The sequence below is a fragment of the Syntrophus buswellii genome, from assembly GCF_046097065.1.
In the GTDB taxonomy this organism is placed as follows: domain Bacteria; phylum Desulfobacterota; class Syntrophia; order Syntrophales; family Syntrophaceae; genus Syntrophus; species Syntrophus buswellii.
Genome location: NZ_CP175563.1, coordinates 1,650,275 through 1,662,920, shown reverse-complemented (window position 1 = coordinate 1,662,920; position 12,646 = coordinate 1,650,275). Strand labels below are relative to the sequence as shown.

Genomic DNA, 12,646 nt, shown 5'->3' with positions numbered 1-12,646 from the left:
CCATTATGACCATCATGGCTGGTATGGGGTGCCGTGACAACGGCACCCCATACCGGAAGCTCCTGCAGAATGGAAAGGAGAATTGAGTGCGGCCATCTTCTTTACAACCCTCGCTGAGTGTCGACATTGGTCCGCTTTCCCTCCGGAATCCCGTTATGACGGCATCCGGGACCTTCGGATATGGTGAGGAATACGCTCCCTTTGTCGACTTGAACCGCCTGGGGGCACTGATCGTCAAGGGATTGTCCCTTGAGCCGAGGGCAGGAAACCCTCCCCCGCGCCTGGCCGAAACGCCGTCGGGCCTGCTCAACGCCGTCGGGTTGCAGAATATCGGCGTCAAGGCTTTCGTCAAGGAAAAGCTTCCCTTTTTGAAGGAATATTCAACGGCGATTATCGCCAACATCTTCGGCGAAACCGTCGATGAGTACGGAAAGGTCGCGGAAATTCTCGGGATGGCCGACGGCCTGTCCGCATTGGAAGTGAACATCTCCTGCCCCAATGTCAAGAAGGGGGGGATTGCTTTCGGGTCATCTCCCGAAATGGCCGCCGAGGTGACAAAAAGAGTCCGGGAGGCAACGGATCTTCCCGTGATCATGAAGCTGTCACCCAATGTGACCGACATTTCACACATTGCGGAAAGTGTGGAGTCCGCCGGTGCCGATGCCGTGTCGCTCATCAACACCCTGGCCGGGATGGCTGTGGACGTGGAACATCGCAAGCCCGTCCTGTACAATGTGACCGGCGGTCTTTCAGGGCCGGCCATCAAACCGGTCGCTCTGCGGATGGTCTGGCAGGTCGTAAACAGGGTGAACATTCCGGTCATCGGTCTGGGCGGCATCATGTGCCCGAACGATGCCCTGGAATTTCTCATTGTCGGGGCAAGGGCCGTTGAGGTGGGAACGGCCAGTTTTCTGAATCCCCATGCCACCATGAACATTCTGGAGGGAATCGAAACGTATCTTCGTGAGCATTCCATTTCCGATATCGGGGACCTGATCGGAACCCTCGAGAGACCTTGAAGTAATTAATCAGACAATTTTCATTTTGAAGGAGAATTTCCGAAAGTGGACGATACCAAAGCCAATAGGACTGCACAAAATCTGACACCTCCTCACTTTATGCTGCCGGAGGGGGATTATCGAAAGTTGACTGCCCCCGAATCGGTTGCCCTCCTGGGAGTCACTCGCCGCACAGGAAAAGGCAGCAACAACCCACTGGAGGTTCTCCTGGAATGGGGGTATCGGGGAAAGATTTATCCCGTCAATATTGCAGGGGGTGAAATCCTGGGCTATCCCGCCTATACCTCACTGCTGGACGCCCCGGAGGTTCCCGACCTTGCCGTCATCTGCTCCCCGAGAGACACGGTGCCGGAATTTTTCCGTCAGTGCGCGGAAAAAGGGGTCCGCATCGTGATTATCGTGGCTCAGGGCTTTACGGACGGCGATGGAGACGGGGTGGCGATGCACAATGAAATCATGAAACTGGCCGGTGAAAAAGGCATCCGCATCATCGGTCCGAACACCCTGGGTGTCGTAAACAATTTCAACTCCTTCTGCACCTCCTTCATGCGTTTCATCAATCCCCTTGCCCCGGTAGGGATCCTCGGCCAGTCCGGCATTTACGTGGTGGGCAATGCCGGCTTGATGGGCGGTACGGGCCTGTGCATCGATACCGGCAATACCGCCGATGTGGAATATGCGGAACTGATCGGGCATATGGCCCGGGATCCGAAACTTTCCGTCATCAACATCTACATGGAAGGCGTGCGGGACGGGGCCCGCTTCATGGAGGCCGCCCGGGATGCCGTTGCCCATAAGCCGGTGGTCATTTTCAAGATCGGATCCAGTCCGGCAGGCGCGCTTGCCGCCGGATCGCATACCGGCTCCATGACCGGCGAGGATCGGATCTATGAGGCAGCTTTCCGGCAGAGCGGCCTCATCCGGGCTGAGACGACGGATGACGTGATGGATTTGAACAGGACGTTCCAGACCTTCAAGGGAATCGGGGGAAACCGGATCGGGGTCATGACCATTTCAGGCGGTGCCGGCATCAATGCCGTCGATGCCTTCGCCCGATGCGGCCTCCAGGTGGCGGAGCTGAGCGAGGAGACCAGGAATACGATTGCTGAACTGTCTCCAGGCTGGTTTCGTGTGCACAACCCCATTGACGTCTGGCCAGCCGCCATGAAATACGGATACCCGGAAGTCTACCGGAGGACCTTGGCGGCCATGATGAATGACCCCGGGGTGGATGCCGTGGTCTGCGTCACCGGCTCTTTCCTGGAAAAGGAAAAGGACTTCCTCGATGTCACCGGCATTCTTCACGCCGCCGCCGCCGAGCATCCCGAAAAGCCCATCGTGGCCTGGACTTACGGAGGCCGCTGGCTGGAGTACATTGCCGAGCTGGAAAAAGAAAAGAATGTCGTGGCCTTTTCTTCCCTCGACCGGGCCGCCGCATCTCTGGCTGCCCTGTACCGCTACGGTCACATTCTCCAGCCTCGCGCCGTGAAGTTCCTCTCGGAATCGTCTTCGTTCACCCCCCCCCCTTTCACTCCCTGCGGCGCAGAAAGAGGGGGAACGCCTGGTTGCCGCGTCATCCCCTGGATTTATGAGCCAGGAGCGCGCCCTTGCCCTTCTGGAGGCCTATGGCCTTGCCGGGGCCAGGCGGGAAAAAGCTGAGAATGCGGAAGCCGCCGTCGCTGCGGCGGAAAGGATCGGCTATCCCGTTGTCCTGAAGATTTCCAGTCCGGACATCATCCACAAGTCCGATGTGGGAGGGATTCGGCTGAATATTCCAAACGCGGACGCATTGAAAAAAGCCTGCGAAGAGATGCTTGCCTCGGCAGGAAAGCAATGCCCGATGGCGCGCCTGGAAGGGTTCCTCGTTCAGGAGCACCTCAACGGGGGGACGGAACTCCTTCTGGGGTGCAAGAGGGACAGCCAGTTTGGTCCCGTCATTGCCTTCGGCAGTGGTGGGGTCTTTACGGAAATCTACGCGGACATCGCGCTGAGGATACCGCCCCTGGACAGGGATGAAATCCTGGCAATGATCGACGAAACGAAGGTCAGCCGGATTCTGAAGGGCTACCGCAACGTGCCCGCGGCAGACATTTCGGGACTTGTCAAGGCGATCCAGTCCTTCTCAGCGCTCGTAACGGATTTTCCCACCATCCAGGAGGTGGACATCAACCCGCTGCTGGCGCAACCGGAACGCCTCGTCGTTCTGGATGCCAGAATACGCCTGGGATAAAATTCGGAGGACTTATGGGACGCGCGGTAACCATCGTCGAGGGAGTTTATCTCATCGGGGGGCCTGACATTACCCGGTCGGAAGACGCGGCCGCCTATCTGATCGATTTCGGGAAGGAACAGGTCATGATCGATTCGGGCGCCGGTGGGTCTGCGGAGCGCCTGGAGCGGAACATTCTGGATTTGGGCCTCGATCCCCGGGGCATCTCCACGCTGATCCTGACCCACAGGCATATTGACCATATCGGCGGGGCCCCGTATTTCCGCAAACAATTCGGATGCCGGATTCTCATGCATGAAGATGACGCAGAGGCCGTTGAGACGGGTGACCGCGTCCAGACCGTGGCCGACTGGTACCAGACAGCCTTTCCCCCCACTCCCGTCGATATCCGCATTTCAGGCGATGGTGGAACCCTGTTGTTCGGCGGGGAATCTCTGTCTCTTCTGCACACCCCGGGCCATACGCCGGGTTCCCTGTCCCTTTATCTGGATCGCGACGGGCGTCGCATCCTCTTCGGACAGGATATCCACGGTCCTTTCTTTCCCAGGCTTGGTGCAGATCTTGCGGCCTGGCGACGATCCATGGAAAAACTCCTCGATCTCAGGGCGGATCTGCTCTGTGAGGGCCATTTCGGCATCTATCAGCCCTGGGAGGAGGTCGAACGGTACATTCGCGAACACCTGAGAAGAAACAGCGGATGTCCGGGATAAGAATTAAAACATACGGTCGATTTCGTTCAGCTTTTCCTCGAGGCGACGGGCGGATACGGGGAACGCCGTTTTAAGCTCCTGGGCAAAAAGCGAAACTTTGTACTCTTCAACCATCTGGGAAAAATCGTCCAGGGCCTGCCTCTTTTTGTCCGATGCATGCTCCGAAAGCCCGTCTAACGCTTCCTTCAGCCGGTGGATAAAGGGCTGCAGTTCTTCCTCCCTGCGGCGGTCCTTCTCCCGGTTCAGAAGACCACGGTCTGCACGTATTTTAAGCGCTTTGAGGTAGCGGGGTATGTGCTTCAACCGCTTTTCTTCCCAGCGGAGGAGAAAATCCCCGGGAAGCAGCTCCTCCAGTTCACAACGGAGCTGCTTCAGAAATGCCTGTCCTTCGCAGTTTCCCCGCACCGAAAGCTCCAGTTGGCGCAGATCAGCGGCCGTTTCGGAATAGGCCTTCAGCAGCGGTTCCACCGCCTTGATCAAGTCCTGGCCGTACATGAGGAGTTTCTCCCGGATCTTCCGAGCATGGTCGAGAAACTCTCCTTCCTTCCTTATTTCCAGCTCGAAGAGATCTTTTTTCACTTTATCCAGGAACAGGCTTTCCACCTTCCGGGCTCCCCCGAAATCCTCAGCCCAGCTTTTCAGCGGTTTCGGCAGTTGAAGAGCCTTCCGGAGATCCTTAAGCTCCCGGGAAAAATAAATCGAGTAGAGGGCCGCTACGCCTTTCGGGTGGACCATTGCCGCCTCTTTTCGGGTTTTGTAAAGGCAGAGATCGACGCAGCCTTCCGCGGGCGTCAGCGCAGGCCAGGCAAGGCCTGCGGGCGATCCATCGTGGGAGACCTCGACGGAATCCGGCAGATCGCCGAAGTTCCAGGCGGTGAAACCGGTTTTTTCCCAGATTCGGCGGGTCCGTTCAAGGGCTTTCGAATCCTGCCCGGCATTGACGCTCTGCTGAAGCACGGCAAGATCGCGTCCGGAAGCTTTTTCATGATTCTTGCCGTCCAGTACGGCAAAGCGGACCCGCAGGTAATCGGGCACTTCCGATTTCGACCAGGCCGCGGCGGGAATGTCCAGCGAAAGCGTTGTGCGGATCAAACCGGCCAGTTCGGGAATGAGAGGGCCGGATGGTTCGGTCAGATTTCGGATGAGACTGTCCGCCGTCGGTCCAAGGGGATGCAGCTTTTTCCGGTATTCCTTCGGAAGCCCCCGAAGCAGGGCCAGTACGCGATTTTTCAGCATTCCCGGGATCATCCAGTCGGCTGAACCAGGGGGAATGCCCGGCAGAAGGGCATCGGGGATCTGGATGGTCACCCCGTCATCCTCTCTTCCCGGATCAAAGCGGTACACACAACGGTACTTGCGGCCCTCTACATCCACCTGGTCCGGATAGAGGGACAGTTCGTCCTCGTCGGGCACCTGGGACAGGACGTCCGCAAGGCTCATCCTGAGGAACGCGTCCCCGCCCTGATCACGGATCCTGCTCTTGAGGGTTCGCATATCACAGACTCCCGGGAGCCGCGATGCATAGAAGCTCTCCAGCACCGCATCGTCTTGAAGAAGATTCCGGCGGCGAATCTTATCCTCCATCTGCATGACCTCGGCAATGAGCTGGCAGTTGGCATGAAGAAAGGGAGGGAGCGTTTTCAGCTCGCCGTCTACAAGGGCACTGCGGATGAAAATTCTGTTCGATTCCTCCGGATCGACGGCAGCGTAGGAAACCCTGCGCCGAGGGACAATCACCAGGCCGAACAGGGAAACCTGTTCGAAGGCGACCACCTCTTCGCGGCGCTTCTCCCAGTGCGGTTCGGAATAGGTGGAGGTGCATAGCTCTCCGGCAATCTGCTCAATCCATGAGCTGTCGATATTTGCGGCGGTGCGGGCAAATAGCCGGGATGTTTCCACCATTTCGGCGGCGACAATCCAGTCGCCTCCATGATGGAACAGACCCGAGCCCGGATAGAGCATAACCTCCCGTCCCCGGGTCGCCGCATAAAAATTTTTTTCGCGCCGGCAGGCAATGCCTGAGAGATAGCCGCTGAGGATGGAGCGATGAAGAGCGGCGTAGAGATCTTTCTGTCCGGACTCCACGTCGATTTCGTTTTCGCCCTTTTCTTCACCTCCCTCCTTGAGGATGGTACGGACCTGTTCGTAGATCTCCTTCCACTCGCGCATTCTTCTCCAGGAAAGATAGTGAGTGCGGCAAAATTTGCGCATCTTCGTGCTGCTTTTGAGACGTTCCAGATTGTTCTCATAGGCTTGCCAGATGCGCAGCAGCGTCAAAAAATCAGAGGCCGGATCGACAAAGCGGCGATGAGCCAGATCTGCGCGACCTTCATCGTCAGCAGGCCGTTCCCTTGGATCCTGGACACAGAGTCCCGATGCGATAATCGTTGCCTCCTTGAGGCACCCCTCTTTTTTCGCTTCTAAAAGAATCCTGGAAATCCGCGGGTCCATCGGCATGCGGGCCATGCGACGGCCCTTTTCCGTAAGTCCGACTCCGAATCCTTCATCCTCCGTGTTGTCGCCTTTCCTTTTTTTTTCGATCGTTACGGCGCCGAGTTCCTTGAGGACATCAAAACCATCGCGGATGCTTTTGAGATTCGGGGCGTCAATGAATGGGAAGGAAGACGGGTGGCCGAGGCCCAGCTTCAGCATGCGCAGAATGACTTCCGCCAGATTGGATCTCAGGATTTCCGGCACGGTGTACAAGGGGCGCCGGAGATAATCCTCCTCCGAATAAAGGCGGATGCAGACGCCGTTCTGTACGCGCCCGCATCGCCCCTTGCGCTGATCGGCGCTGCTTCGGGATATCGCCTGAACGGCCAGGCTGATCGTCCTTGTTCTGGGATTGTAGCGGGAAATTCGCGCGGTACCGCTGTCGATGACATAGCGGATTCCGGGAATGGTGAGCGAGGTTTCTGCAATGTTGGTGGCTACGACAATTTTCCGGGCGTTTGCCGGCGAAAAAACACGCCTCTGCTCGGACCAGGAAAGGCGTGCGAACAGGGGGAGGACTACCAGGTTATCGTAGCTCCGCCCTTCCAGGAGTTCGCAGGTATCACGGATATCCTGTTCCGTGGGCATAAAGATCAGGATGTCCCCGCGATGGTACTGCCCTGTTCGCAGTTCATCGACGGCACGGACGGCGGCGTCGACGGGGGAAAGGTCCTCCGAATCTCCATCCTCGGGCTCAATGGGCCGGTAAAGGACTTCCACGGGGTAAACCCGGCCTGTAACCTCAACGACCGGCGCTCCGCCGAAAGCAGACGAAAATTTCTCCGTATCGATTGTTGCCGAGGTAATGACGATTTTGAGATCACGTCTTCTTTGCAGAAGGGTTTTGAGATATCCGAGCAGGAAGTCGATATTCAGATTCCGCTCGTGGGCTTCATCGACGATGATGGTATCGTAGGCTCGCAGAAGCGGATCCCTCTGGCTTTCCATGAGGAGAATTCCGTCGGTCATGAGCCGGATGAAAGGTGACGGGCCGGAACGATCTTCAAAACGAATCTTGTAGCCTACCGCCTGCCCGACGGTCTGTCCGAGTTCCTCGGCAATCCGCTCCGCCACGGTTACCGCAGCCACCCGCCTGGGCTGCGTACAGCCAATGATGCCGGACATGCCCCTTCCCGCCTCCAGGCACATCTTGGGAAGTTGTGTCGTCTTGCCGGACCCGGTTTCTCCCGTGATAATCACCACCGGATGGCGGACAATGGCCTGGACGATATCGTCCTTCCGGGAACAGATCGGCAAGTCCGCCGGGTACGTCACTTCGGGGCGGTTTTTCAGCCGGGCGCTCTTCCTGTCTGAATAAATTTCTGTCCTGGTCCTTTTTCGTGTGATCGTTTTTTGCAAGTCTTTCGCTGAATTATTTTATCGAGATTGCTCCGGCAGACGTCTCTTGTATTCCTGCAAAGAGTAACCGCATGATGACAGAGTCTCTGAACCGCTCTGCATGACGAGGCATCGAGTGGCCTTATACAGAATTATCACCAGCAACAAAAATATCTTTCTGGAATACAACAGGTTCCGGAAAAAAATATTTTCCCAGCTCGCCCCGAGAGACAGCGAGTCCATTCTCTATCTTCTTCCCTGGATGATCAGTGTCAATCACGAATCCGTCCCAGGCTACATGGATTCTATAAAGCATAATTTCCGTGTTTTCAACATTGAAACAGATCATGAAATCCGGAATAAAGAACCCATGTTTAAAAAATACTTCAATATCCAGAGTGCTGCGCCCATCCTGACCATGACGAGCAATGACCTGCTCATAGAGGGCATTTACACCATCGGGAGCGCCGGGACGATCAGCCAGACCCCTTCTTCGGACTGCGACATCTGGATCTGCATCAACAGAGCCGATTATGACAGCGCGTCCTATGCCCAGTTTCTTAAAAAGGTTCATCGAATCCAGAACTGGATGGATGACAACCTGAAAATGCCTGTCCACTTCTTTGTGAGCGATATTGAAGATATCAGGCGATGCAGTTTTGGGGATGTGGACTGTGAAAGCTGCGGAAGCACGCAGAAGAAGGTCCTCAAGGAAGAGTTTTACCGCACCACCATTCTCATCGCCGGCAAGGTTCCCCTCTGGTGGGCTTCCTACGATCCGCATTCCCCTTTGACCTATGATGGCGTCGCCGAGGAATTCCAGTCATCTCCCTCCGTTTACTACGATCTCATCGACATGGGAGATCTTGATTTCATCGACAAGGAGGAATCCTTCGGTGCAGCCCTCTGGCAGTTGAACAAGTCCCTGACCCACCCGCTCAAGTCCATCATAAAAATGCTGCTGTTGAAGATGTTCCTCGAATCTCCTGAAGGCGACCTTCTCTGCCACCGGTTCCGCAGCCGGATTCTCAGCCAGGACAGAAAGCCTTATGACTTTGTCGATCCGAGCATTTTTACGCTCATTGCCGTCCTGGATCATACACGGAACCTGGACAGGGATACGTACCACCTGATCATGCAATGCTTTTACCTGAGGTATGAGGTGAAGCTTTATTCCCGGCGGATAACCTTGAGGGAGGAAAAGACCCTTCCTCTTTTCAAGACATACGACCTGGACAGGAAAACGATCTACGATCTCAACCGCTTTACCGACTGGAGCTATTCAGCGCAGGTCCAGTTCGGAAAAACCATTTTTATGCTTCTCGTCCAGATATACAAGGATATAAGCGAGCTGGCCCGCAATGTGGCGGGGGATGTCGCTCCCCAGGATTTGACGATTCTCGGCCGCAAGCTCTCCTCTTCCCTGAAAAAGAAACCCAACAAAATTCCCATTCTTCTCAGGCCTCTGGACACGCATAACCTTCCATCGCTGACGGTTCGTTTCTGTGAGGGGGGCTGGCAGATCTTTCCCGGAAATGAATCCGAGACGATCATCTGCGAGAAGTCCGATCTCACCTACTGCCTTGCCTATCTCGTCTGGAACGGCCTCTATTTCCCGGAGCTGATACGCATGCTTCCCAATCGCACCTTTGCCACGATGCCTGAAATGATCACTCTCAGCAAAAAGATCAAGAAAACCTTCGGGACCTATGATGTCAGCTCCATCGAGTTTCAGAATTTTCTTCAGCCGGAACATACGGAAAAAATGCTTCTGGTCAGCAATTTTGCCGAGGACCCCGACACTCGCTCGCTTGCCTCTCTTCGCATTCTCACTCTGAACAACTGGGGAGAACTCTACATCCATTCCTTTCCGCGCCCGGGGCGCGTTATTTCCTTCCTTGAAAATCTTTCAAAGAACCCCTATGATATAGAAAAGTTTTATTACAGTCCGCGAAACAGCCGCCATGGCGACAAGATTCTCGAAGAAACAAAGCGCCTGGTCGCATCTTATCTTAAAGACTAAATAAATCGTTCCATAAAACGTCAACAGAATCTTTTCAGCAGCCGTTTGATTCCATACGTAGGTGAGATATGCCGTCCGTTATATTTTATTTCCAGTTGCACCAGCCTTTCCGTCTTCATCCGGATCGGGATAAATTCCTCTGGGATGATGAAAACAAAGAGATTTTCCTTACCACTTCTGAAAGATCGTATCTCCCGGCTCTGGGAATGCTTACAGACCTGGTCCGGCGACATCCGGGCTTCCGGATAACCTTGAGCATGTCCGGAACCTTTCTGGAGCAGGCGACTCTATACGAACCCAGGGTGATCAATGCCTTGAGATCCCTCCTTGATGTCGGAAGGGGCAGTCAGCAGGTTGAATTTCTCAATGAAACGTATTTCCACTCTCTGACCTCCCTCTTCTCTGATCCGCATAAAGAGGAGTTTCGCGAGCAGGTAACGGGACACCGGGAATGTATCCGCAAACTCTTCGGCATATTTCCCCTCTCGTTTCGAAACACGGAGCTGATCTACAACAACGCACTGGCGGATATTGTTGCCGACATGGGTTATCTTTCCATTCTCTGCGAACCGCGGTGGCATTCGGAAGATGCCTCGGAAGCAGATCCGATGCAGACCAATTCGGTGTACCGCGCAAGGGGAACGAACCTGATTGTGATACCCCGCAATCGCGTTCTGAGCAATCAACTGGCTTACGGTTTTTCACAGCGGTACTTGACGCCGGAGCAGTATGCAGGCTCAATCGCCTCGGTCGACGGAACCGTGGTTCTGCTGGGCTACGATCTGGAGCATATCGGCGGCTACATCCGTGAAGATGAAGGCATCTTCGACTTCTGGAGAGGCATGCCCGCCGCCCTGGAAAAATATCCCGACGTCCGCATTGAAACACCAACAAACGTCGCGGCGCGCTACAAATATGAGACCTGTCCCTCCCTGGACCTGCAGAATTCGTCCTCTTCCACCTGGATGGATATCGTCAGGGACACCTTCGGGTGGATGGAAAGCCCGACGCAGTATGTGCTTTTCAAGGATCTGGAAAATATGGAAGGGTCCGCGCGCAGGGCCGGAAGCGAGTTTCTGACGCGCTGGCGCAATCTGACGACCTCGGATCAGCTGTACTATCTGAACAACAGGATCGATGCCAGGCAGTCCCTTTGCCGTTACAACAATCCTTACGATTCGTCGCCGGTCCGCGCCACTCAAATTCTCACCAGGAAAATCGATTACCTGGAAGGGTTCATCCAACGGTTTGAAATCCTGAAAAAGCCCGCAAGAACGCCCATTATGCTGATTACCCCTGAAACGGGCAGGCTGCCCCATGATATGGGGACCCTTGCCAAGTACATCTCGGGCAAGAGCGGGGGGCAGGGAGAGGTCGTCGCAGCCCTGTGTGAAGGGCTTCTGGAGAGGGGCATCGATGTCCATCTGGCCACGTTGAATCTGAAGAAGCGCTTTCAGCTGGAATCTCAAATGACCGAAAGCCAGTGGCGGGAAGTCCGCTACAAGATCGAAGCGGAAAACATTCACCTGGTCAGTTCCTCCATCTTCGCCGACAATCTCAGCGCCTACTCCGGAGATCCCCTGCGGACCGCCGCCACATTTCAGCGCGAGATCGTCAACAACGTCATCAAAAACGTCCGTTCAATGCACGACGGAAGGCTGATTATCCACAGCCACGACTGGATGGCCGGCGGCGTTATTACCGCCTATGCCAAATCCACCAATGTCCCGGTTCTGCACACGGTTCACAATGTCTTTACGGAAAACCTGCCTCTCAGCCTTCTGGAAGGAGTCAATCTCCAGGGCATCGGCGAGGAGATCTATTACTCCGAGGCCTATGGGCAATCCTGTGTCGATTGTCAGGCCACGGCCATCAAAAATGCCACCCTGATTAATTTTGTGGGAGAGCGGTTTCTTCGTGAAGTGGTGAACGACTTTTTCCTCGACCGCCCGCTGGTTCCACCCAGCGTTCGAAGTGAAGTCAAGGCCAAGTATTACAGCGATGCGGCCCGGGCGATCATCAATGCGCCGGCTTCCGTCATGTACCCTGAAAACTGCCCATTTCTGGTCCGCACGTACGGGGTGGAAGATCCCATCATGGAGGCGAAAAGGGAAAACCTTGTGGAGTTCCAGAAAAGAACCGGATTGAACGTCGATCCGGATGCCATCCTCTTTTTCTGGCCCTCGCGACTGGATCCCGTCCAGAAGGGGGTTGAGCTTCTTGAAGCCATTGCCCATCGATTCATTTCAGCCTATCCCAGCGCCCAGATGGCCATCGTGGGGGATGGCATCGGGAGCGACCGCACCCATGTGGATATTCTGGGACAGATTGCCTACGCCTCCCAGGGACGGATCGCCTATCACCACTTCGATGAAGGGCTTTCCATGCTGGGCTTTGCTGCGGCAAGCGACGTCTTCGGCGCATCCCTTTACGAACCCTGCGGTCAGATCGACCAGGTGGGAAATCTGTTCGGAGCGACAGCCACCAACCGGGATACGGGCGGCTATCACGACAAGATTTCAGAATTGCGCCTTAAAATTGACGGAGCACCCCAGGATGTCGGCAACGGATTTCTCTTCCGCGACTACGATCCCGGCGGGTTGTGGTACGGGCTGGAAAAAAGCATGTTTTTCCACAGAAAGCCTTTGCACGTCAAAGAGGCCCAGATTCGGCGGATCATGAAGGAATCGCGGGAAAAGTACGACCTCCAGGGCATGATTGCCCAGTACATGCGGATCTATGAAAAGCTCAATGGGGGCAAGCCACTCGTGTGATCGTCCGGGCACCAGTCAAGAAGGATGCCGAAACGGCGAAGAGAAGGTGAAGGCTGCGT

The 12,646-nt window shown here is 55.5% G+C and carries 7 protein-coding genes; 6 read left to right on the top strand and 1 reads right to left on the bottom strand.

Annotated features, from left to right (window positions below; translation table 11 throughout):
• Nucleotides 1–86: 86 nt before the first annotated feature.
• The 4 genes from ACJ77P_RS07435 (at nucleotide 87) to ACJ77P_RS07420 (ending at nucleotide 3,959) form a co-directional block, all read left to right on the top strand.
• Nucleotides 87–1,019 carry a dihydroorotate dehydrogenase gene (locus tag ACJ77P_RS07435; RefSeq protein WP_367359219.1) on the top strand — a complete coding sequence of 311 codons (933 nt, stop codon included), beginning with the start codon at nucleotides 87–89 and terminating at the stop codon, nucleotides 1,017–1,019.
• Between the two features lie 126 nt (nucleotides 1,020–1,145).
• A complete protein-coding gene (locus ACJ77P_RS07430; RefSeq protein WP_408997892.1) occupies nucleotides 1,146–2,678 on the top strand; it encodes an acetate--CoA ligase family protein in 1,533 nt (510 codons plus the stop codon).
• On the top strand, nucleotides 2,608–3,249 hold the full coding sequence (locus tag ACJ77P_RS07425) for an acetate--CoA ligase family protein (RefSeq protein ID WP_408997891.1): 642 nt from the start codon (nucleotides 2,608–2,610) through the stop codon (nucleotides 3,247–3,249). The genes ACJ77P_RS07430 and ACJ77P_RS07425 overlap by 71 nt, the downstream gene beginning before the upstream one ends.
• Nucleotides 3,250–3,263: 14 nt before the next feature.
• Entirely contained in the window at nucleotides 3,264–3,959 is a 696-nt protein-coding gene (locus tag ACJ77P_RS07420) for an MBL fold metallo-hydrolase (protein ID WP_367359221.1), read from the top strand.
• Between the two features lie 3 nt (nucleotides 3,960–3,962).
• On the opposite strand, the gene hrpA is transcribed toward ACJ77P_RS07420, so the two are convergent.
• Nucleotides 3,963–7,811, bottom strand: coding sequence for an ATP-dependent RNA helicase HrpA (gene hrpA, locus ACJ77P_RS07415; protein ID WP_408997890.1), 3,849 nt, complete (start codon nucleotides 7,809–7,811; stop codon nucleotides 3,963–3,965).
• 115 nt (nucleotides 7,812–7,926) lie between these two features.
• Between hrpA and ACJ77P_RS07410 the strand changes: the two genes are divergently transcribed.
• The gene (locus ACJ77P_RS07410; RefSeq protein ID WP_367359223.1) at nucleotides 7,927–9,813 is read left to right on the top strand and encodes a class I adenylate cyclase; all 1,887 of its coding nucleotides are present in this window, start codon (nucleotides 7,927–7,929) and stop codon (nucleotides 9,811–9,813) included.
• 68 nt (nucleotides 9,814–9,881) lie between these two features.
• The gene (locus ACJ77P_RS07405; RefSeq protein WP_367359224.1) at nucleotides 9,882–12,587 is read left to right on the top strand and encodes a glycogen/starch synthase; all 2,706 of its coding nucleotides are present in this window, start codon (nucleotides 9,882–9,884) and stop codon (nucleotides 12,585–12,587) included.
• Nucleotides 12,588–12,646 lie beyond the last annotated feature (59 nt).

Excerpts from the sequence above, each read along its gene's own strand:
- ACJ77P_RS07425 (WP_408997891.1), top strand. The coding sequence starts at position 2,608 with ATGAGCCAGGAGCGCGCCCTTGCCCTTCTGGAGGCCTATGGCCTTGCC.
- ACJ77P_RS07420 (WP_367359221.1), top strand. The coding sequence starts at position 3,264 with ATGGGACGCGCGGTAACCATCGTCGAGGGAGTTTATCTCATCGGGGGG.
- ACJ77P_RS07405 (WP_367359224.1), top strand. The coding sequence starts at position 9,882 with ATGCCGTCCGTTATATTTTATTTCCAGTTGCACCAGCCTTTCCGTCTT.